The 23,236-nt window shown below is 49.4% G+C and carries 19 protein-coding genes; 1 reads left to right on the top strand and 18 read right to left on the bottom strand.

All coding sequences use genetic code 11. The annotated features are described in order from the left end of the window. Window positions 1-93: 93 nt before the first annotated feature. Entirely contained in the window at window positions 94-627 is a 534-nt protein-coding gene (locus AC2TDN_RS12205; RefSeq protein ID WP_484688174.1) for a CDP-alcohol phosphatidyltransferase family protein, read from the bottom strand. A 244-nt stretch (window positions 628-871) separates the two neighbouring features. Between AC2TDN_RS12205 and AC2TDN_RS12200 the strand changes: the two genes are divergently transcribed. After that, window positions 872-3,091, top strand: coding sequence for an Ig-like domain-containing protein (locus AC2TDN_RS12200; protein WP_484688173.1), 2,220 nt, complete (start codon window positions 872-874; stop codon window positions 3,089-3,091). A gap of 166 nt (window positions 3,092-3,257) precedes the next feature. On the opposite strand, the gene AC2TDN_RS12195 is transcribed toward AC2TDN_RS12200, so the two are convergent. The 17 genes from AC2TDN_RS12195 to nuoI form a co-directional block, all read right to left on the bottom strand. Further along, on the bottom strand, window positions 3,258-3,572 hold the full coding sequence (locus AC2TDN_RS12195; protein ID WP_482068198.1) for a DNA-directed RNA polymerase subunit beta: 315 nt from the start codon (window positions 3,570-3,572) through the stop codon (window positions 3,258-3,260). Between the two features lie 16 nt (window positions 3,573-3,588). Further along, window positions 3,589-4,431, bottom strand: a complete 843-nt coding sequence (locus AC2TDN_RS12190) for a flagellar hook-basal body protein (protein WP_482068197.1) — start codon at window positions 4,429-4,431, stop codon at window positions 3,589-3,591. A gap of 33 nt (window positions 4,432-4,464) precedes the next feature. Next, window positions 4,465-5,328 carry a flagellar hook-basal body protein gene (locus AC2TDN_RS12185; protein ID WP_482068196.1) on the bottom strand — a complete coding sequence of 288 codons (864 nt, stop codon included), beginning with the start codon at window positions 5,326-5,328 and terminating at the stop codon, window positions 4,465-4,467. Between the two features lie 170 nt (window positions 5,329-5,498). Beyond that, a complete protein-coding gene (gene mreB / locus AC2TDN_RS12180; protein ID WP_482068195.1) occupies window positions 5,499-6,491 on the bottom strand; it encodes a rod shape-determining protein MreB in 993 nt (330 codons plus the stop codon). Between the two features lie 124 nt (window positions 6,492-6,615). Further along, a complete protein-coding gene (gene spoIIID, locus AC2TDN_RS12175; RefSeq protein ID WP_482068194.1) occupies window positions 6,616-6,903 on the bottom strand; it encodes a sporulation transcriptional regulator SpoIIID in 288 nt (95 codons plus the stop codon). Window positions 6,904-7,092: 189 nt separating this feature from the next. Next, window positions 7,093-7,836: a peptidoglycan DD-metalloendopeptidase family protein gene (locus AC2TDN_RS12170; protein ID WP_484688172.1), complete on the bottom strand. Its 744-nt coding sequence runs from the start codon at window positions 7,834-7,836 to the stop codon at window positions 7,093-7,095. Window positions 7,837-7,916: 80 nt separating this feature from the next. Continuing rightward, a complete protein-coding gene (gene spoIID, locus AC2TDN_RS12165) occupies window positions 7,917-9,116 on the bottom strand; it encodes a stage II sporulation protein D (protein WP_484688171.1) in 1,200 nt (399 codons plus the stop codon). Between the two features lie 618 nt (window positions 9,117-9,734). After that, complete coding sequence (locus AC2TDN_RS12160) at window positions 9,735-10,685, bottom strand: carbohydrate kinase family protein (protein ID WP_482068190.1); 951 nt, start codon at window positions 10,683-10,685, stop codon at window positions 9,735-9,737. 181 nt (window positions 10,686-10,866) lie between these two features. Beyond that, a complete protein-coding gene (murA, locus tag AC2TDN_RS12155; RefSeq protein ID WP_484688170.1) occupies window positions 10,867-12,300 on the bottom strand; it encodes a UDP-N-acetylglucosamine 1-carboxyvinyltransferase in 1,434 nt (477 codons plus the stop codon). 301 nt (window positions 12,301-12,601) lie between these two features. After that, complete coding sequence (locus AC2TDN_RS12150; RefSeq protein WP_482068188.1) at window positions 12,602-12,868, bottom strand: DUF1146 family protein; 267 nt, start codon at window positions 12,866-12,868, stop codon at window positions 12,602-12,604. A 71-nt stretch (window positions 12,869-12,939) separates the two neighbouring features. Further along, complete coding sequence (locus AC2TDN_RS12145) at window positions 12,940-16,107, bottom strand: S8 family peptidase (protein WP_484688169.1); 3,168 nt, start codon at window positions 16,105-16,107, stop codon at window positions 12,940-12,942. 794 nt (window positions 16,108-16,901) lie between these two features. Further along, window positions 16,902-18,452, bottom strand: coding sequence for an NADH-quinone oxidoreductase subunit N (locus tag AC2TDN_RS12140; RefSeq protein ID WP_484688168.1), 1,551 nt, complete (start codon window positions 18,450-18,452; stop codon window positions 16,902-16,904). A gap of 3 nt (window positions 18,453-18,455) precedes the next feature. Further along, a complete protein-coding gene (locus tag AC2TDN_RS12135) occupies window positions 18,456-20,087 on the bottom strand; it encodes a complex I subunit 4 family protein (RefSeq protein WP_484688167.1) in 1,632 nt (543 codons plus the stop codon). Further along, window positions 20,084-21,955: an NADH-quinone oxidoreductase subunit L gene (nuoL, locus tag AC2TDN_RS12130; RefSeq protein ID WP_484688166.1), complete on the bottom strand. Its 1,872-nt coding sequence runs from the start codon at window positions 21,953-21,955 to the stop codon at window positions 20,084-20,086. The genes AC2TDN_RS12135 and nuoL overlap by 4 nt, the downstream gene beginning before the upstream one ends. 8 nt (window positions 21,956-21,963) lie before the next feature. Then, window positions 21,964-22,266, bottom strand: coding sequence for an NADH-quinone oxidoreductase subunit NuoK (gene nuoK, locus AC2TDN_RS12125; RefSeq protein WP_484688165.1), 303 nt, complete (start codon window positions 22,264-22,266; stop codon window positions 21,964-21,966). Window positions 22,267-22,270: 4 nt separating this feature from the next. Next, window positions 22,271-22,786: an NADH-quinone oxidoreductase subunit J gene (locus AC2TDN_RS12120; RefSeq protein WP_482068183.1), complete on the bottom strand. Its 516-nt coding sequence runs from the start codon at window positions 22,784-22,786 to the stop codon at window positions 22,271-22,273. Further along, window positions 22,787-23,236: an NADH-quinone oxidoreductase subunit NuoI gene (gene nuoI, locus AC2TDN_RS12115; protein ID WP_484688164.1), complete on the bottom strand. Its 450-nt coding sequence runs from the start codon at window positions 23,234-23,236 to the stop codon at window positions 22,787-22,789.

Genomic DNA, 23,236 nt, shown 5'->3' with positions numbered 1-23,236 from the left:
CAGTTTATGAAGGTTAAGATAAGGGGCTTGGCTGCTTGGACCAGATGTGTCCTTCGCCAAGCCTCTTTGTTCATATGTAGAAGCTTTGATAAATCATGAATGCCCGGTCGGCATTCCCGGGACTGCTTTATTAAGCGCCTTAAACATGACGATATACACAATGGAAGTGATGAACGAAAAGGCAATGACCGCCCACAAATACGAATGTGCATTTGGCGCTTCAAAGAAGATGAGCATAATCGCCGCATAGAACAGCACGGTTGTCAGCTTCCCCATCCAATTGGCAGGCACCGTCTTCTTTCCTCGAAAATGGAAATACAATCCTCCAGCTATCATGCCAAGATCGCGCAAAAACATCGCTGCTGCTGCCGCCCATGAAATATGACCGGAAATGAGCAACGATACAATTACAGTGATGAGCATCAGCTTGTCAGCGAGCGGATCGAGCATAATGCCAACCATCGTAACCTTGCCGCTTCGGCGCGCAATATAACCATCAAGCACATCTGTTATGCCCGCAGCGACCATAATCAAGAAGGCAGGAATCATATGTCCTTTAACGAATGCCGCTATGTAGACAGGAATCAATACAAAACGCAATGATGTTAATAGATTCGGCAGATTCAAACTCGCACGCTCCTCTACCTATTGCTTACTGTCCATCATGGTTCCAAACTATTATACAACTACCACCCCTAAAAATAAAACCTTCGCTGGTCCGAGAAAGCCGAGTTTTTATGCATCCATCGTTCCATGCCGGCATTTAAAAAACTTTATTACCATATTATACCTTCGTTCTTCATTTTCGCCATCTCTTTACCGTTAATTAGTAGAAGGACAATTACTTTTACAAAGAGAGGACAGGGATGTAGTGAAATTTAGTTTACGTATCGGTACGTCGTTCAAAGAAACTCGTAGGTGGTTTGCAGCTGCTCTTGCATTCGTGATCGTCATGACTTCGTTAACAGGAGTTGCGATTGCTGCAGAAGATAATGTAACTGGCATCGAATTTAGTTATGATTCATCGGATTACAACAGCAGCACATCATCTCTCGCAACATTCATTGAGGATGACAAAGTGAATTTAACTGTTTTCGCCTCCATTTCAGGCTCGGCAAACAAGAAGGACGTCACAGCGGACGCGATATGGAAATCGTCCAACACAGCATTTGTAAAAGTGGAAAAAGGCGTATTAACCGGTGTCGGCAAGGGAACGGCGACGATAAGCGCTACTTATAAAGGCTTCACCATTTCCATCAAGGCGTCATCTGATTACATTTACGATTCCGTTGTTCTAAAATATCTAAATGGAACGGAAGCACCGACTACGCAAGATATTGATATCGGTCAGCCTTTAATCTTCGCACTTGACGGTACAAAAACAAATACTAGCAGCAAGAATGTGACAAGCGAAGCCGTTTGGACATCTTCAAACGCTGCAATCGCAACTGTTGATGAAGGTACGATTACGTTGTTGGGCGTTGGAGCCGTTACCATTACAGCCAAGCTGAAGGGCAAATCCGATTCCATTACAATCCATGTATCCTCACCGTACAAAACGATCTCGATCGATTCGGGAGCTTCAGGTCATTTAGTCGAGCTCGATATTGGTTCTGATGACAAAAAGTTAACGGCATCCGTCGTTTCCAAGACAGGCGAAACACTTCCTCACGTCACAGATACAGCCAAATGGGTTAGCGCCAATGAGAAGGTGGCGATGGTTAAAAAAGGCGTCGTCACCGCGGTGGCTGCCGGCAAAACGACGATTACCGTATCCCATAGAGGTGTATCCACCTCTATCGATGTAATCGTTCGTACAGCTTTCCAATCGATTAGATTGTCTCCAGAGAAAGAATATCACCTGCTTCTGCAAGATGATTCTCTTCAGGTAACAGCAGAAGTATTAGATAATTCTAATGTCATCTCTCCTGTGACAAATAAAGCGGAATGGACGTCCTCCAATGTCGCAGTCGCTACGGTCTCAGCCGGCGGCCTTGTTACGCCTAAGGCTGTTGGAACTACTAAAATTGCGGCAAGTTACAAAGGAGTTAGCCGCAGCATCGATATTACGGTGTACCCAAGCGTAAGCGACATTAGCGTAGAGACTGAAACCATCGACGGCTTTAATGGGATCAGCGGTGATCTACCTAAAGTAACGGCAAAAACGTTTGACGGTTCAAAGGTCGATGTTTCGAAAATCGCGACTTGGACTTCCAAGGATGAGAAGGTCGCTGTCCTTAAAGACGGACAATGGATAGCCAAAGCCATTGGCGAAACCTTGCTTACTGCGACCGTTCAAGGAAAAAAAATCGAAGTAAAATTATTTGTTCATGTGAAGCCGTTGAAGCTAATCGCAAGCGTAAAGGATCTTAGCATTATTTTAGGAAAGGAAACGCCATACCCTTCTGTAACCGTCGTTAATGAGGATGGGGAAGAAGAGGACATCTCAAGCAAAATCAAATGGAAAACCACGTCAGAGGATATCGTGCTCAAGGATGAGGTAATGAAGGGCCTTGAGGTGTCCAGCATTACACTCACAGCCACTTACCTGACGAAGAGCGTATCTGTGCGCGTGAAGGTTGAAGAAGAGATTGTGAAGCTCGTAGTTGAGCCTGCTGCACTGGATCTTAATCCAGGCCGATCCAAATCAGTTAAGGTAACTGGCTACTACAAGAGTGGCACGCAGGTTTCCCTCGGTTCAAAAATGAACTGGGAGTCCGGAAATCCAAACATCGCGAGCGTAAGCAGCACAACCGTTAAAGCAGCAGCTGTCGGAACAACAAAAATTACAGGGTCATACCAAGGAAAAACGGTCGTTGTACCTATCGTTGTATCGCCTAAGCTCAAATCACTTGTTCTTTCGAGCAAATCGGTGCAGCTAACAGCTGGCGGGACTTATCTCGCTAAACTGCAAGCTAATTTCACGACTGGAGATTCCTCTAACGTGAATGATGCTGCAGTTTGGACTTCGTCCAAAGCTAGCGTCGCAACCGTAGTAGGCGGCAAAATCGTTGCTGTCAGCAAAGGCACTGCATCCATTAAAGCAACCTATGCTGGAAAAAGCGTAACCATACGGGTAACGGTAAAATAGTTCATGCAGCAATAAAAAATTCGTGTAAGAAATAAAAAGCAGGTCGAGGCCATAAGCCTTGATCTGCTTTTTTTCGGGTCCATTGCAAGTTGTTCTTTCCTTGCAAAAAAGCTGTCCGTCAAGCCGCTAATGCCGCTAGATAGACAACCTTTTTATCCTATGATTATTAAGATTCAGCGAATACCAGGTCATAAAGATGCTGCCATGTGGACCAGCTAAATACTTCTTCGTTAGGCTGCTTGCCCACTACGACATAACCAACATATAAACCTGTAACAAGCATAATAACCATTATGAGCGGTACGATGCTTTTGCGTAAAAACCACAGCAGCATCCTTACCCCTTTGGGCCGTTGCTTCTTATCGGAGCTCCCGTCAGTCTTCGCGCCAATATTGCGCTTCTTCTTCCCAGAGCCGCTCTCTTCTGCTTGACTCCCGACCCCGCTTGCGCCGCGGTCGATTCGTTCATCGGCCATACTCATCTACATCATCCTATCCTTATGCGCGCAGTCCGTTTGTCAGGCTCATCATCGTATCGCTTGACGATAACGCTCTAGCTGCCAATTGATAAGCACGCTGCACATTAATAAGCTCGGTCATCTCATCCGTCAGCTCAACATTTGATTGCTCCAAGTATCCTTGGCGCAAAGTAATAAGATTTTCCGAATTAGGTACAATCTGCTGCACCACATCGCCCGCGTCTATGCCATTAGCCACAACAAACAGGTTATCGTTAACCGCAGTCAGTGCTGATGGACGTGAAGCCTGAAGCAGCTTTATGCTGCCAAGCTCAATGGTACGATTAGGGGATACCCCAAGCACAGAACCGTCTGAATTAACGCGTAGACTATAGCCTTGAGGCACAACGATATTGCCCTCAATGATGTCCCCAGTCAAAGGATCCTTAACATTAGCAACGACTGGATATCCGTCTTCCGCTGCCAAAATCGTATCACCGTTTCCGCCGAGCGTCAACTGAAAGGCGCCATTGCGCGTGTATCCGCGATTGCCGGCGTCGTCCACCTCGACCTCAAACAATGCATTTCCTTCGATCGCAATATCCGTATCTTTATTCGTTCCCTGCATAGGGCCTTGGGATAGATTCGGCTGAACCAACGTCATCCGAGAGCCCCAGCCTTGCGTATAGTCCATCGGCGTAAGACGACCAGGCTGATTAAACGCATCGGGCTGGCTTCTTAAGTTCGTAAGAAGATCCTCAAAGGTTGCTTCCTTGCGTTTGTAACCAACGGTGTTCACATTAGCAATATTATCTGCAAGCAAATCCAGCTTTTTTTGAAGTCCATTCATCGATACCATAGCGTTGATCATTGAACTGTTCATACTTCGTGCACCTCCGCTGCTTTACGCCTGTTGTTATACGCGACCTACATCATTAACTGCTTTATTCAAGCTTTGATCATAAAATTGAATGACCTTCTGGTTCGCTTCATAAGCGCGGAGCGCTGACATCAGATCAACTGCCGCTTGCGCAGCATCAACATTGGAGCGCTCTACGTAGCCTTGTCTCACCTCAACGCGCTCATCTGGAGCAATTGCAACCGCTTCTCCATCCTCAGTGGCAAATCTAAAGCTTCCGTTCCCTTCACGCACGAGCAGATTCGGATTATCGATTCGGCTAACCAGCAGTTGAACGCCTATATCCTGTCCATCTATATCTTGAAAGCGTTGATTCCCTGTCAATTTGAGGTTCTCAAGGCCTACGCCTACTGGCATTTGAATAGGTTGTCCATCCGTGCCGAGCACGTTCGAGCCATCGTTTGCCATGAGAAAGCCTTCCTCGGTAAGCGTAAACTTACCACTTCGCGTATAACGAATTTCGCCATTTTGATCCTGAATGGTAAAGAAAGCTTGCGGCTGGAAAGTCACCTCTCCGTCTGGACCAACATTTTTGCCGGATGCGTCAAAAGAAAGGCCGTCCATTTCAATGTTCGAAATCAACGCAAAATCAGACGAGTTGTTCGTCTGCGATAAATCGCCCTGCAAATGGATAGACAAGCTTTCTTCCGCAAATACGCCGGTTGTCAGCTTCCCGATCTTGTTGATGCTCTCGGAGCCCGCTCCAGTTAATGACAGCATCAGTTCCGGAAAAGAACGGGTTACCGCATTGGTCTGCTTGTAACCAGGCGTGTTTATGTTTGAAATATTATTCGTTACCGTATCATGTCTTCGCTGCTGTGAAATCATGCCCGACGCTGCGGTGTATAAGCCTCTTAACATCGTTGTTACCCCCTTGGCCGCTTCCAATCCAACTTCCTATATATGTTATCGGTTGAAAGCAAGGCTGCCTGTATAGCTTGTCCTGCGACCAATGGCTCATTTACGCCTCGGCTGCGCCCCCCTAAGGCTCCCTACCCGCGCAAATGATTTGTTCACGGCCGCTTCTGCCCTTACTTCTTCCCGAGCTTGTCCAAGTTATCTAGAAGGATACCGGTCCCTTTGACGACGCAGTGCATAGGATCTTCCGCAATCAATACCGGAACCTTAAGCTCATCTGCAAGCAGCGCATCAAGTCCGCCGAGCAAAGCGCCACCGCCTGTCAAAATAACGCCGCGGTCAATGATGTCCGCCGACAGCTCCGGCGGCGTGCGCTCAAGGACGGCCTTAGCTGCAGATACGATGGACATGACTGGATCCCAGAGCGCCTCGCGGACCTCTCCGGAACGAATCGTTAACGTAAGAGGAAGACCCGAAACCATATCTCGGCCGCGGATGTCGATCTCCTCTTGGCGTCCGCCCTCAAGCACGGTACCGATCTTAATTTTAATATCCTCGCTCGTTCTCTCACCAATCAACAGCTTGTATTTATTCTTAATAAATTTCATGATTGCATCGTCGAACTTGTCCCCTGCAACTTTAATAGAAGAGGCGGTCACAACATCGCCCATAGAAAGAACGGCCACATCCGTTGTGCCCCCGCCAATGTCTACGACCATGTTGCCGCTAGGCTGGAAAATATCCATTCCAGCCCCTATAGCGGCAGCTTTGGGCTCATCCTCAAGAAATACTTCTTTAGCGCCGCTGCGCTCTGCAGCCTCGCGAATAGCCTTCTGCTCAACTGATGTAATGTTCGTTGGCGCGCAAATAAGAATGCGGGGACGGCTAAACCACTTCCGTCCCTCGACGCGATCAATAAATGCTTTTAGCATAATTTCCGTAATTTCAAAATCCGCAATAACCCCATCACGCAATGGCCGAATTGCAACAATATTGCCTGGCGTCCGGCCTACCATTCTATGTGCTTCCTCGCCAACTGCCAGCACTTTCTTAGAATCTCTTTCAATCGCAACGACTGAAGGCTCATCGAGTACGACGCCTCTTCCTTTTACATGAATGGAAACATTGGCTGTTCCAAGATCGATCCCAATATCCTTGCTCAACATAAGGCTTAAGTCCCCCAACGAATAATAATTACAAAACGTACATTTGGTTCCCTTGACATGGAAACCGCTAACGTTTATTATTCGCCAAAAAAGACAAATTTCCTCTATAATTCGAGAAAAAACTTCACAGCTTTCCAGCGGCGAGCACTTCACGCTTTTTTGTACCCGTTTTCTTATATTTAATCTTGGTCGCTTCTCCTCCCCTCAGATGCCGAATGGATTTGTGGTATTCGAGAATGTGCTTAACCTGATCGGCCAGATCGGGGTTTATTTCAGGAAGCCGCTCAGTCAAGTCCTTGTGCACCGTGCTTTTGGATACACCGAACTCCTTGGCAATCGTACGCACCGTGTGCTTCGTTTCTACGATGCAGCGGCCTATTTTAATGGTTCGCTCCTTAATGTAATCGTGCACGTTCCCGCCTCCCTACTCGAGATAGTTTGGTACATTATATGAGTAGGCCACGTATATATTCGTTATGGTCAAGCCTGACAAGCCTGAATGTGAATAAATTTTCATAAAAACGTAAAACAGGCAGGGAATTACTCCCTGCCTGTACGTCTAAAGTCCTATTTTTCAGGAAAAGTTAATCTCCAGCCGCCCTTATTCTGTAATCAACGAGCTTGGGTTAATGGGGTTGCCGTTGTTGCGTGTTTCATAATGAAGGTGAATGCCCAGATCGCGTTCCAGATCGTTGCGGCCCGCTTTTGCAATGACCGTACCTTGTGTAACATCATCGCCTTCAGCCACTTGAATGTCCGTCACGCTTTGGTAAATGGTAACCAGACCGCCTTCATGCGTAATTTCAATAACGTTGCCGTTTGTTGGTTCTGTCTTCACATAAGTGACTTTACCGGAGAGTGCGGCTTGCACATCGAAAGTTTTGCCGCTTGGATCAACAAAGTCGATGCCCATGTGCGGTGAGAACGTGTCTCCCACTTGAACGAGTGCAGCTTCGCGCTCCGCGTCGCTTGATTTCTCATCATAGAACGAAATCTCTTCCTTCAGTGCCGCTTTGTCAGCGATTGGCCATTGCATCAACTCGTCGCCAAGTACAACTTCAGGCGTTTCATCGCCTTTGCCTTCCGGTGCTGTAGTTCCCCCTTGTGAAACTTCAGTAGGATCGACTTTTCCTGTTGTAGATTTCGATTGATCGGCCCCCTGATAGATCCACATTAAGGTTACGATAATTGCTGCCGCGGCCATGAAGATTGCTGGAGATACCCATCGCTTTGCAAAAAGGTTCTTCCATCCACTGCTAGATTTGGCGGCAGACGTTCCTCCCAGAACAGTTTTGGGAGTTTCTTCTGGTTTTTGCTTCGGTTTACTTTGATTTTGATCATTCATTTTCTATCACCTCACTAGCCATTGTTGCCAGATCTGCTAGGTTTATACGTGAGGCATGCGAAAAGTTGAAAGAGTTTAAATTACGAGCGGCGAGAGAGCTGCTTCGCAAGCTTTAAAGCTTGCTCCACTTGAACACTAGAGTAATAATGTTCCAATATTTCTTCTGCGCCTGCCCCTGTTTGAGCCATACCATTCGCACCCCATTGGCTCATTCCAACGCCATGTCCGTAGCCATAGGTCGTAATCGAGATGGCATTTCCTTTTATGCTCCAGATGAATTGAGAGGATGCAAGACCTAGCGCCTCTCTCACTTCCCGCCCCGTAAAAGCGTTATCTCCTATCGTAATCTTGCTGATGCGATTGCCTTCCGTTTTCTCTATTACGCGGATTGAAGGTTTAACAGAGCCCTTCTTCCTCACACCGAGCTTGCTGTAAAACTCATTTAACGAGAGCTTCACCGTTTCTTTATAGCGAGGGGAGATCGCTTTATCCCACGGGCTTGCCACACTCCGCAAATAAGGAATTTCTTGGTTCCAATAGTCCTCTGAATTTTCCGTATAACCGTTGCTGGTTGAGAAAAATGAAGCCTCTATCGGCTCGCCTTTATACGTTATTATTTTTCCATTTGTCTGAGCGATTACTTCGTCCAGCTTGCTCATGTTCTTCTTCTGCTTGTTCTTGGGCCATTTTCGCGCGAGCTCCGCCAAAGAGACATATACCTGATGCTCAATAGTATCGGTCACATCCGCTCCCGCTACAGGCACTCCGCTATCATTTCCTTGAACGATTCGCCGAACCATATACGTACGTGCGGCAATCGCTTGCGCCTTCAATGCTTCAAGCTCGAAGTCGATCGGCATTTCCGCAGCCACAACGCCGCGGACGTAGGTTTCCAGCGGAACCCTCTCAATCCGTTTTTCCTTCGTCATATAAACACGGATGGTGATATGATCAAGTGCATTTGAAGTTTCCGCATGCGATTCCTCACTTAAGGAAGGCTTGGCCGCAGGCTTTGGTTGATCTCTACTTACTGATGGCTTAGTTCCTTCTGGCTCATTTGCAATGTCTGCCGAGGCATCTGCTTGAAAGCCGTCTTTCACTCCGCTAGTATCTGTTAATACACGAGCAGCCTGCACATTTTTCAGCTCATTCAGCGACAGCCTTACTAGCAGGATGGACGCCCCCAGCATAGCGCCAATTGCAAATAGCGCCATCCATCTGCTTTTCCGCAAACGGTCGACTATCGAAACTATTGAAAACTTCCCTATCCCTCGACTCATGAGCTCTCCTTCCACCTTGGCGGTAAGGGAAAACAGGAATCAGCTCGCGCCGGCTGATCTCTCTTAAACCGCTTGATGGTTCATTCTATGAGCCTAAATGATAGGGTAGAACTTCAAATGGCTAATCGTGGCGAAGCACGTCAACCGGCCAAAGCTCGCCGCTTTATTCGCAGGCAAAAAGCCGAACACCACGCCGACGAATGCAGAAAAAGCAAATGCCAACAATACGGTGTCGATTGGAACCTCTGTCTCGGACTGGATAAAACACCTATAACGATAGAGGCAGCATAGCCTAGCCCGATCCCTAGCGCGCCTCCCAAACCGCTTATACAAACAGCCTCTACTAGAAACTGGAGATCGCTACATAAATAAGCTGCTTGAAATCATACATATTGCGCTGAAGCTCCCTAATTCCCATGTGATTGAATTTTGTAAGCACGTATGCGTGCTTATAGACCACTGCCCACTCTAGCTGCTCTTTCACTTTATTAGCTCGCACATGCGATATGAACTAACTAATTTCCCAGCTTGGATGAAGAAAAGAATGCAACAAAAAAAGAGCATCATTCCTTCTCAGCCCCAAGAGGCGAAGAAAAACAATACTCTAATAGATGTTTTTTACAAAGGCGGCAGCTCTTTCAACATAGGCAAGGAAGAAATCGCACCCGCTCTGGTCGTCGTCAGGGCTGCTGCGGTATTGGCGAATGAAAGAATCCGTTCCGCCTTTTGGGCCTCAATCGTCTCTAATACGCCCTCGTTTAATTGAAGCTGATATAACAGTGCCCCAATAAAAGCATCACCGGCACCAGTCGTGTCAACGACCGCTACCTTTTGGCCGGGCACAGATACGTCGTAGGATCTCATATACCATGCCGCTCCATCGGAGCCCCGAGTATAGACGACAGCCTGTACATCGCCGACAAACAGCGAAGAAATAGCCTCCTGCTCGTCCTCGATTCCTGTAATAAAAGCAAGCTCATCCGAACTTATTTTGACAAGGTGGCTAAAAGGTATAAATTGAAGGATCGTCTGCCTGCACTGCTCGTGATCGTCCCAAAGCGGAAGACGCACATTGGGATCAAAGCTGATAAGGCCGCCCGCTGCCTTCATCGCCGCAATCGCTTTGAGATGCGCATGCTTCACTGGAGCCTCTATGAGATCAACGGAGCAATAATGCAAAATATCCCCTTTTGCGAACCATTCCTCACCGATCTCCTCTTCCGCTAGCAGCATGTCCGCACTCGGATTGCGATAGAAGGAAAAATCTCTGTCGCCGTCTGCCTTTAGGCTTACGAAAGCAAGAGCTGTATTCGCTTCCTTCGTTCGGAGCACGTAACGTGTATCGACACCTGCGGCATCCATCGTTTCTACGAGAAAGTCGCCAAAAGCATCCAAGCCCAGCTTGCCGATGAATGCGCTGCTGCCGCCTAGCTTCGCTACTGCACAAGCGACATTCGCCGGAGCTCCTCCGGCTTCCTTCTTAAAGCCGACAACGTTCTTCAACTCAACTCCGCGTGCATCAGGTATAAAGTCTATTAGTGCTTCACCAATTGTATATAGTTTAGACAATTTAAGTCCCTCCTGGATTCAGGTTCCGTTTGTTAAAGAATACCACAGAACAAACAGCCATGGGCATACGCTTGAAATGCCTATCGAACCGGCACCTGCATGTGGATGAACGAAAAGAAGCTGTTTCAGATAAGCCCAGGTCGGCTTATTTGAAACAGCTTCTTCATTAAAATGAATGACGTTATGCCCAGGTCGGCTGTATTTTGAGAACGGCAACTTCTTTCTCACGCTTGTAGGAAGCAGCCGATTCACCGTCAGACGATGCGGAAATCGCAACCACGGCAGCGATATCCCGAGCCGATACCACATGGCTGCTTGAAGTTTGCTTGCTTGGCGAAGCCATAGCTGCAGCAACTTCTTGCTCAACACGATGGATATCAGCACCCAGTGCTGCAAGCTTGCCCGTAATATTGACATAACCGCGATCCACATGATGCAGACCTGTTACTTCCGTCTCGCCGTCAGCGCGCAATGCCGCACAAATAAGTGCTGCTCCTGCTCTCAAATCGGTTGCACATACTTTCGCACCTGTAAGCGGCAGGCCGCCGCTAACGATAGCTGTGCGTCCATCCACCTTGATTTGAGCGTTCATTTTCTGAAACTCCTCGACGTGCATGAAACGATTCTCGAACACCGTTTCCGTTACGACGCTTGTTCCTTCTGAAACAAGCAAAAGCGCCATCATTTGAGATTGCATATCTGTCGGGAAGCCTGGATGCGGCAAGGTTTTGACGTCAACCGATTTCAGCACAGCGCTGGATTGCACGCGAATGCCGTTATCGCTCTCTGTAATTTCAACGCCCATTTCCTGAAGCTTAGAAATGACCGGCGTCAAATGATCAGCAATTGCGCCTTCAACGAATACGTCTCCGCCCGTAATGGCGGCAGCGATCATATAGGTTCCTGCTTCAACGCGGTCAGGAATGACATTATGCGCTGCGCCGAACATTTCATCCACGCCCTCGATACGGATCACGCCTGTGCCTGCACCGCGCACTTTACCGCCCATGGCATTAATATAGTTCGCTAAATCAACGATCTCAGGTTCTTTGGCAGCATTTTCAAGAATGGTTGTACCCTCAGCCAAAGCCGCTGCCATCATAATGTTTTCCGTTGCGCCTACGCTGGCTACGTCCAGGTAAATCTTCGCGCCTTTAAGACGAGTCTTCGTACTCGCTTCAATGAAGCCTTGCCCAAGCGTAATTTCTGCGCCCATCGCTTCAAAGCCTTTCAAATGCTGGTCAATTGGACGAGTGCCGATCGCGCAGCCGCCTGGCAGCGAAATTCTAACCTTGCCTATACGGCCCAAAAGAGGCCCCATGACAAGAAAAGAAGCCCGCATTTTACGAATTAGTTCATAAGGTGCCTCGAAAGACGTAATCGCCTGCGCTGTAATGCGCATCGTTTCATTGTTATAAGTTAATTGTGCGCCCAAAGAGGCAAGCACTTTCTGGATCGTCATAACGTCGTCGAGGAGGGGTACGTCATAGATGACGCTGTCTCCTTCTGTCGCCAATAATGAGGCCGCTAAAATGGGGAGTACTGCATTTTTTGCTCCGCTAACACGGACCGTACCCTTTAAACGCTGGCCTCCGCGGACGATAATTTTGGTCATCTTTTGGTTCCCTCCGCGAACTGCAATTTCTATTTCCTATTCGTGAATAATCTGGAATAGCTCAGTTTACCCAAACTTCATCTTATCACTCAATTACACAAATCGACAAGCGTTAAATTATTACTACTTTTTGCATACGCTTCCCTCGGCAATTTATGACTTTTTTCACTAGAAACGGCGCTTTTTTTCGAAAACAAGCATGTTTCCGCTCCGCAAATAGGTCCTAATTAATACCTATTCGCACGCCATTTTCTTTTTGAGTCCGTCATGTATTACCCATTGTTGACATGTTTCGCTTTTGTTATTCGACAAAGCTTTTGAGAAGCACGGTATAGCCCCAATATTCCAAAATAAATTTGGCCAATAGATGGCCCATAATGATGGCGACGATGACTTGAAACAAGCGCGCTTTCGGGCTTCGCGGAAAACGAAAAAAAGTATCCCACTTTACCTCCTGAAGCACGAACCAAACAAATATAATGCTGAGTATGACAATGACAATTGAAAACAAACCCGTCATGCCTGTATAGGTTTGCATGTCATTGTAGAGCTCGTTGTCGACGTTCATGATGCCTCCCTGGCTTTCGCAGCTTATTACATATCAAACGGAATTCGAAGCAAAAATGTTTTATGCAAATATTAGGCCATGACGCGGTGCAAAAGCACGGTGAATTCAGCCCTGCTTGCCTGCTGCTTCGGTTTATAAAGATTGGACTGCATACCTTCGATTTGACCATTAAGCCTCATTGCAAACAGCATGGGAGCCGACCAATGCGATTTGGTTACATCCTCGAACGGATCGAAGGTAGGGAGCCGCGGCTGAACGCCGTCGGCATAGCCGATTATCAACGCCATTTCCGCTCGCGTTATCGGCTTATCCGGCCTAAATGAATCATCAGGGAACCCTTTTATCCAGCCCTGATTAATCGCGATGGCTATGGCTCCATTTGCCCAGTGACTCGGTTTAACATCCTTAAAACGCTTCGCTTTCGCTGTGCCAGGCGATATCGGCTTATAAGACTTGACAACCATCGCTACCGCCTCTGCCCGTGTAATCGCACGTTTTGGCTCAAACCGATTGTCACCTGTACCATTTATGATACCCCTTTTGTTTAAGGTGATAATTTCGTTTTGCGCCCAATGCTCCTTAATATCGCGGAATCCGGCTACCAGCTCCTCTGACTTTATTTTCAAACGATAATACTGCTGGTCAAAGGGTGCGTCTGCCGTCAGCTTTACATAATACAAGCCCGGCTGCAGCTGCAGCTCATTTGTCTGAAGCTCCCCGCTTGTGCCGGTTCGGCTGGCTGCCAGTGATTTCATCCGCTTGTCATACACTTGAAGGCTCAAATCAATATCGGGCGGAGCACCGTTTACAGTCATGTTGACGATGCTTGCCTTCGTAATCCGGTATTGAAACCAATCCACGTCAGAGTAGCTGCCGATCACCCCAAGGTACTCCGTGCTTGGATTAATCATGAAGGCCTCATACGATTTATTGTTTGGTTCATTCGGATCATCATATTTAGGCGTATAATTCATCTTGAGCGTATAGATGCCTATAGTCGGACTCGCTTCTGAGGAGATCGCATTATGAACACGAATATAATATTTGCCGGGAGTCACAGTTATGACTGGTGATTGCTCTGTTTCCCCTTCTCCTTCATCGTCGTACACGAGCAGCTGCTGGCCAGCTCTTTGGAGCGCAAGCCCTGGATCAATACGCGCCGTATTCGTGCTGAGTACGAGGCTCAGCTTTCCGCTTTGTGTAAAGGTAACGGCAAACCAATCCCGATCGGCGGTCTGATGGAAGTTGCCCGTTATCGATTGAGACCTTGGCTGTAGTGTAGAGGCCTCATAGGACTTATCGTTTTTTTCGTACTCGTCCTGCTTTATGGTAAAAGTCGACGTAAGCAGATAGGGCAGGTCATCATCGCTGCTCTGATTGATTAGCTCCAACTGAATCATTTGCGGACCTTTTTTGACCTCAATGTCGATGGATCTGCTTGCAAGCTTCGTATCACTCACGCTCTGCTCCACACCGCTCGTGTAATGGGTAAGCCGAACAGGCGGCACGATATTTCCAATAGGTACAAGCCCTTCATAGTGAACCGTCAGCGTACCGTCATACGGCGCATCAATTCGATACCAATCGCGGTCGGCGGTTCCTTGCAGCATAGCTGAAATGTTCGAGTTAAGCGGAAAACGAGCTGCAGTCGAAAAAGTGTCATTAGGCTCGGAGACATCCTGCTGCAAGGTGGAGCTAACCGCTTGGTCGATTTGCAGCACGCCATAGCCTGATGTGCGGTCAGCACCGGGTGCTCCGATATCGATAGCCGTTTGACGCAGCAGCATGCGTATTTGGTAAGCCTTCAAGTCCTTATAACGCGCCCATACGAGCGCTGCTGCCGCAGCAACCTGCGGAGCGGCCATGGACGTACCCTCTTCCGACTTATACAGTCCGCCGATTGCCGTCGTATATACATGCCAAGGTGCGACCAAGTCGAGCTCCGTGCCCCGATTGGAGCGGGCATCTACCGTATTGTCGGACTTAACGCCACCAACGGCGAGAACAGTCGGATAAGCTGCCGGGTATTTTACCTCCGCCTTCTGGCCGAGAGAAACTCCGTCATTTCCCGCTGCTGCTACGAGCAGTACATTTTTGCTTTCTGCATACTTGACGATATCGAGCATGTAAGGGGAGTAGCGATGCAAGCCTACCGAGAGCACAACGATGCTGGCGCCGCTGCGAACCGCGTACAAAATCGCATCGCCAAGCTCCTGCTCCGTACCGTCGCCGCTATGGTCAAGCGCCTTGATTGGCATTATTTTGGCTTTCCAGACGATGCCTGATACACCAATGCCATTATTCCCTGCTGCGGCTATTACACCCGCCACGCTCGTTCCGTGACCGTTATCATCATCCGGCTGCTTGCCCGGACTTACCAGATTAGCACCGGGAACGAGATTATCCTTCAAATCCGGATGGTCCAAATCGACGCCCGTATCGACGATCGCAATCGTTAGCTGCTCCTGCTCGCGAACGGTCTCCCATGCTTTTTGCGCGCCGATCTGGGTAAGATACTGCTGCTTAGACAGCATGGGATCATTAGCCGGCAGTGTAACAGCCGCAGCTGCTCCTGCAAGCTTCGCTGACGGCGAGGGCGATGCTTCTTCTGCCACTTGCGAAGGCTCTGACTGAGATGGAGCCAGCGGCTTAATAGCTGGCTCCGCAGCTGCAGGCGCATCGGCTTCAGCCTCGCCCGCAGGCAAAGACAAGGCGTGCACCCGATAATTCGGGTGCACATATTCCACGCCCGGCAAGCTTTGCAGCCGGCGCAGCCACTCCTGCACGTCCGCGCCTTCGGCGGCCGGACGCACGAGCATGACCGCCGCCTCATTCTGGCGGCGCAGCACCTCTGTCCCGCGCGGCACATGCGCTAGCGCGGGGTCACGCCATTTGAGCAGCCAGCTTTGCGGCTGCTCTTCGCCTGCGCCGGCGGCGTCAGCAGCCGCGCTGGCTGCGGCGGGAGCGAGCCCTGCGGGGGCTATGCCCCCGAGGGTGACGCTCGCGAGCAAGAGCGCGAGCAGCGCGCGACGCAGGAGCTTGCGCGTGGTTAGCGTTGCCTTTGCGGCAGCCCGTTTGTGCGGGCGCGCTATATTATTTTTGATCGCAGATGACTGGCCTGCATTCGCTGACTGATCGCAGTCCATTTGCGATTTTCGTGCACGTCTTGATGCTATTCGATTAATCATCATATTCTGCCTTTTCGTATCGGAACGGTTATAGTTTGTTCCTACTTTCAAATTGAAAATACTATCCCTATCATTTCTCTTTACAGACATCATTTCCCTTGTTTGAAGCAGACAAAAGGACAAAAGACCTATGAGTCTGCCATTTCGTATGTACGAAATACGGTTTCCCGACGCAATACGATGATTTCTCGGTTACTTCGAACTAGAATGATCAATACATGCAGCAGCTCTGCGCATCTCCAATACTATGAATATGAATCTTTACTCCCCTGCTGCTCCTTACCCATATCGCATATGACTGAATCAAGCGCAGCCGATAAATTAGTTTCGATATGGTCCGTACACCTTCCACGCGCCAGCTTGAAGCTTTGTTGTACGTTGTGCTACAGAACAGCCACTCATTTTTTAACTTAACCTGCTGCTTCACTGTGCTTCGCAAAATGTACTCCCGATTCTTTCTTAGGTCACTCTGCTGCGCTTTACTTCGCACAATCAATCAACTCCCTTTACTTCGCTTTCACGCACTATGCTTTACATCGCACAATTGAATTCTCTTACACAACCCGCTACGCTGTACTTTGTACAACAGAATCCCACTTTTTCTTCAACTCACCCTACTACGCTGCAGTTAGTGCAACAGAATGCCCCGTATCCTCATCAATCTTCACCATGCAGGCTATTTCTGCTGCATTTCTGCAACGTAGCCAGGCAATTAGCTTGCCATGTCAGCTTTCTGCTGTATCCCCCATAAAAAAAAGCAAGGCGCCCACCCTCCTCCGCAGACTTTACGTCGTCGAGAGAGCTTCGCCTTGCCTTTTACGCTTTTTCAACTAGCCGCCCGCTGCTTATCCAACCATCAAATCCGCTTTAATAGAGAACACAGCATCAATCCATTCCATTAGCGGTCCAGGGAATAGGCCTAGCGCAATCGTCGCCGCTGCGCAAATCCATATCACGGTTCCCGTTCCGCCTGCAATGCGGATCTCGCTCTCGTCAGTCCCGCTCCGCATGAACATTTGGCGTATGAGCCCGAAGTAGAAGTAGTAGGAGATGACGCTGCTGAGAACCATAATGGCGACCAGCCAATACGCTTTGGCGCTTGCTGCTCCAAGCAGGATAAACAGCTTGCCAAAAAATCCGCCGGATACCGGCAAGCCTGCCAGCGACAATACGAAGATGACCATCGCAACAGCCGTCCAAGGCGACCGGTAGTACATACCTGCGAAGCCTTTAAGCTCTTCGTGCCCGGAAGCTCTGCTCACGACCGTAAGCACCGCGAATGCCCCTATCGTCATAAATAAGTAAGCGACTAGATAATAAACAAACTCCGAGAAATTGCTGCTGTGCACCACGGTGATCGAAATGCCAATCGGCACAAGCATATAGCCAGCATTAGCCACGCCTGACAAGGCGAGCAGCCGTTTTGCATTCTTCTGCTTTAGTGCCGTCGTCGTACCGACTAGCATCGCTGCCGCGGCCAGCACCAGCAGCGTAAAGAAAATATCTTTGAATACTTCGGCACCCTCGCCCGTCACTTGGATGAGGGCGGTGCTGTATATAATTCTAAATATAGCCGCAAGCGCTGCTCCCTTGGCGATAACCGCTAGGAAGGCAGACACCGGAGTAGGAGCTCCTTGATACACATCGGGTGCCCATGCGTGAAACGGCGCAACGGCAATTTTAATGCCGAAGCCGGCTATCATGAAGAAGAAGCCTACATAGGCAAGCGCCTTAAAGTCGTTCAAAGCACGCGGCAAAGCCTCCGCGATAGCGCCCAGATCAACCGAGCCCGTAATTCCGTATAGGTACGACATTCCGAACAGCACCATTGCGGAGGAAATGCCGCCCGTTACCACATACTTGAATGCAGCCTCTGCAGACAGCGACGATTTGCGTCTCAAACCGACTAGCACATAGCTCGTTAAACTTAGAAGCTCCAGCCCGATATACAGCGTCACCAAATTGCCCGAAGAAGCCATCATCATTGCGCCTATAAGGGCAGGGAGCAGCAGATAGAAATATTCCGACTTCTCCGTTATCGCTTCCTCTTCGCGCGCCGATCCGAGAGCAAGCAGCAAGATAAGCGCCGTCCCCGTCAAAAACACGATTTTCAACAAGCTGGAGAAATCATCGATTCTATAGCTGTTGCCGAGCAGCTGGATCGCTTCAGCAGATGCCCCTCCAACGTTCATGTCCAGCATCCTCAGCACAACGAGCAGCAGCGACACAAGTATGCCAACTAGCGACAACCAGCCAATCGCAAGTCTGCTCACACGCTTAGGCAATAGCAGATCCAGTACGATCAATATCAAAAAAGCGGCTGCAAGCGAAAATTCCGGGGCAAGGTAGAACGTATCCGTCCATGTCAGTGGTATGAATGAAACGCCTTCGTACATGGTCTAACCCCCCGCCCTTGTTGCAAGTAATGGTTTGAACAGCCCGTCGACGCTATGCTGTACCGTATCCGTCAGGATAGATGGATAGCAGCCAAGCAGCACGATAAACGCAAGCAGCACGATCATCGGAACCGCTTCGATAAGCCTCGCATCCTTAAGTGCGCCAAACTTTTCCGGCTGCGGGCCGAATGTAATCTTAAGCACGGCACGGAGTACGTAGACTGCGGTCAAAATAACGCCAAGCACGGCAGCCGCAGTAAGCCAGCGCAACGATTCAAACAGTCCAAGCAGCGATAAAAACTCGCCAATAAAGCCCGATAAACCCGGCAAGCCTAGCGAGGCAAGCCCCGCAGTCAGCAATACACCGCTTATAAACGGCATAGAGCGCGCCAATCCGCCTAGCTCAGTCAGCTCGGTCGTGCCCGTACGCTCATAAATGCTGCCAACGATTAAGAACAGCAGCGCGGATATAAGCCCATGCGAGACAAGCTGAAACACCGCCCCTTGCAAGCCGATTTCATTAAAGGCAGCAAGGCCGAGCAATACGATGCCCATATGGCTGATCGATGAGTAAGCGAGCACGAGCTTGAGCTCCTGCTGCCTGAATGCAAGCAGCGCCCCATACAAAATGTTGATTACGCCAAGCACGGCGAGCGGGATTGCAAAATCGCGAGCCTGCTCCGGAAAGAGCAGCAGCCCAAATCGCAGCAAGCCGTATGCGCCCATTTTCAGCAGAATGCCCGAATGGATCATGACGATCGAAGGCGGAGCTTCCGCATGCACCTTCAGCATCCACGTATGGAATGGAAAGATCGGCAGCTTAATGCCAAAGGCAACTAGCAGCATCGTAAACAAAACCCACTGCATCGTATCCGTCATTTGGAAAGGGTTGATCGTACCTAGCTGCTCCGGCGTCATATTCACCCATGCTGCGGGATCAGCCATGTTGCGGAAAATATCCGCATAGCTGCCGCTATAAATGAAATTCACCTGCTCGCCGATCTGATCAATACGGAAGCCTGCCGTGCTCACAAGCAGAACAAAAGCAAACAGCATGATTGCTGAGCCAATGCCGTTATAGATCAAAAACTGGTTGGCGGCGCGCTCGCGATTGAAGTAGCCCCATATTCCGATTAAAAAATACATCGCAATAAGCGTAACCTCGAAGAAAACAAAAAACAAAAACAGATCGCGGGCAAGAAACACGCCAAGCATGCCGGTCTCCAGAAGCAGGAACCATATAAAAAATGACTTCCATCGTTTTTTTACGTGGACGGCTGCCAGCGCGGCCATAGCCGTAACGAGCGTCGTCAGCAGCAGAAGCGGTAGCGACAGCCCATCTACGCCAAGCGCATATTGCAATTGGAACGTATACTCAGAAACGGTGGATGTCGTCTCCTTATTAAGCGGAATCATCGCCCAGCTATGCTGCTCATCGAATGCCGCTCCGTTCTGCTGCTTGTCGTAATCGACATACAGCCAAAAAGATAGAAGAAGCGGGACCAGCGTCGTTATGACAACAGCCGTCTTCATCCAGTTGCTTCGATGCTTCGGCAGCAATAAGAGGACGAGCACGCCAAGCAAAGGCGACAACAAAATAATCGACAATATGGGAAGGTCATTCAGGATGCTCATGGCAGGAACCTCCTTCCGACTATAGCAACCACGATGATGACGAACCCGATTACGGCAGCTAATCCATAGGTTTGCACCTGGCCGTTCTGCAGCCGTGCTGCAGCTCTTCCGCCTGAGATTGCTGCCGCGCCTGCAAGCCGTACGATGCCGGCAATGACATAAGTGTCAAAGGCCAGCAATGCCGAGCCTAGCAGCTTCAGCGGCTTCACAATAATTAACGCATACAGCTCATCAACATAATAACTGCGTTCAAGCAGCCTATAGAGCCATGGCGCTCGCTCTTGAAAGGTCGCTCTACCGACGCTTCTCTTCCCATATACAAGCCATCCGATATAAATGCCAAGCAAGCCAACGGCAATCGATGCGACAATAGCTACGCCGCTTTCATGCGTCTCTGCGCTTCCATCATAAATCCAGGACCCGAACCAGCCATTCCATGGCGTCTCGACAAAGCCGGATGCGATAGCGAGCAGAGCCAGCACGATCAGCGGCAGCGTCATAGAAATTGGAGCTTCATGCGCACTAGCGGATGCAGCACTCGGTTTGCCGGCAAACACAAGAAAGAATAAACGCGACATGTAGAGCGCCGTACAGAAGGCTGCAGCCAAGCCAACGATGAATAGCAGCGGATTAGTCTCCCAAGCAACCGACAAAATCAAGTCCTTGGACCAGAAGCCGGATAAAGGCGGTATTCCCGCGAGAGCTAAAGCGCCTATGCCGAACGTCCAAGCCGTCACTCGCATTTTCGAGCCTAGACCGCCCATTTCATTGATGTTTTGCGTATGTACCGCATGTATGATGCTGCCTGCCCCAAGGAACAGCAGCGCTTTGAAGAAAGCGTGCGTGAACAAATGAAAGATCCCGCCCGTTAAGGAGCCGAGACCAAGCGCCATCATCATATAGCCCAGCTGGCTGACTGTTGAATAGGCTAAAATTCGTTTGATATCCTTCTGAACCAGCGCGATCGTCGCTGCGAATAGAGCTGTAAAGCCGCCCACATAAGCGACCGTTTCCATCGCCGCAGCCGAATCCTGAAAGATGTCGTACGTTCGCGCGATGAGAAAGACGCCTGCTGCAACCATAGTAGCCGCATGGATGAGCGCACTGATCGGCGTTGGTCCTTCCATCGCATCCGGCAGCCAGACGTGGAGCGGAAACTGACCTGATTTGCCGACAGCGCCAAGGAATATCAACAAAGCAATAAGCGTCGTAATCCCGTTCGTAATGGCGCCGGATTGTCCGTCGAACACGCTTTGAATCGTGTTGAAATCAAGCGCATGATCAGGCATATACCAGAACAGCAGCAGAATTGCTAGCAGCAGACCCGCATCCCCGATCCGCGTCACAATAAATGCTTTCTTGGCAGCAGCACGCGCCTTCGGCAGCGTAGACCAAAAGCCAATCAGCAGGAATGAGCATACGCCTACGAGCTCCCAGAAAATATAAAGCGATAATAAATTATCGGACAATACAAGTCCTAGCATAGAAAATGTAAACAGGGCGACATAGCCGTAAAACACAGTAATTCGTTCGTCACCCTTCATATAGCCGGCCGAGTATACATTGACGAGCAAGCTTACCAGCGTGACGACCACAAGCATTAGCGCAGTCAGATTCGTCACCTCAAACCCGATGCGGAGCGTATATTCTCCGATCACGATCCAATCGAAGGAATAGTTGTAATCGACCTCATTGGCGCCCAGCCGATCAATCATAATAAGTAAGGATAGGGCGAAAGCAGCTAACGAGCCGATTGTGCCGATTAACACGCCCGCTCGCCGATAGCTGCGGCCGAGCGCCGTCAAAACGAGGAATGCTGCCAGCGGGAACAGCGGAATTAACCATGCCGCCTGTGAATACATATCCATTTGCCGCGCTACCTCCTCATTTTGTCAAATTCGTCGACATTAACCGTCCCGCGCAATCGGAACAACGCAATCAAAATAGCTATCCCTATCGCCGCTTCAGCCGCGGCGACCGTAATCGTAAACAATGAGAAGATTTGACCTGTCAGCGACGGAACGACGCCGTATTTCGAGAAAGCGACCAAATTCAAATTGACGGCGTTCAGCATAAGCTCGAGCGACAGCAGAACGACAACCGCGTTTCTTTTCACCAACGCGCCATATAGCCCGATACAGAACAGTATCGCCGCCATTGTTAAATAGGATGGAAGCATGTAATCAATCCGCCTCCTTTTTGGCAAGCACGATCGCTCCAATAAAAGCAACCGTAAGAAGCACCGAGAGCAGCTCAAACGGTATCACATACCCCGTATATAAGAGCTCTCCAATCGCCATCGTATTGTCTTCGGCCGCTTGGAAAGGCTGCGGCTCCGGGAACGTTGTCGTACGGATTGCATAAAACAATACGCCGAACAAGCTCAGCGCGCCGACCGCCGCAAGCGTCTCGTGCAGCGGCTTCACAGGCTCGCGCTCTCCAGCCTGATGCTTCGTCATCATAATGCCGAAAATCATCAAAATCGAAACCGCGCCAGCGTAGATCAGCACCTGGACGAACGCAACGAACTCCGCTTCAAGCAGCACAAACATGCCTGCCAAACCAATAAACACAGCCGCCATGGAAATAACCATATGAACGACTTTCTCTAAGCTGATCATCAGAACGGCCCCGCATATCATAATCGCCGAGAAGATAAAAAAGGCAACGAACTCGCCTGTAAATGCTATATTGAACAACTATTTGCTGCCCCCTTTGGCCGGCGCTCCGATATTGTTGTTATCCTGCCGGGTGAGCGTATTATTGTCCGTGAGCCACTGCGCATCCTTAAACAGATCATCACGGCTGAAGGTTGCCAGCTCAAAATGATTGGACATCACGATCGCTTCAGTCGGACAAACCTCGGTGCACAGATCGCATAATATGCATATTTCAAAGTTAATATCGAAGGTGTCGATCACTTTGCCTTTTTTCTCAGGATCGGGGTTAGGCATGCCCGTCAGCGTTATGCAATCGGTCGGGCATATGCGCGCGCATTGATTGCAAACGATGCATAGATCCGGAATAAAGTGCTGTATCCCGCGGAACCGGTCCGGCATGACAAAGGGCACGTCGGGATAGGAAGTGGTCACTTTTGGAGCCGTCATCGATTTGAGCGTAACGCCTAGTCCCTGCAGCATTCCTTTCAT

The sequence above is a fragment of the Paenibacillus sp. Y660 genome, assembly GCF_057221575.1.
This window is presented reverse-complemented; position numbering and strand designations above follow the sequence as displayed.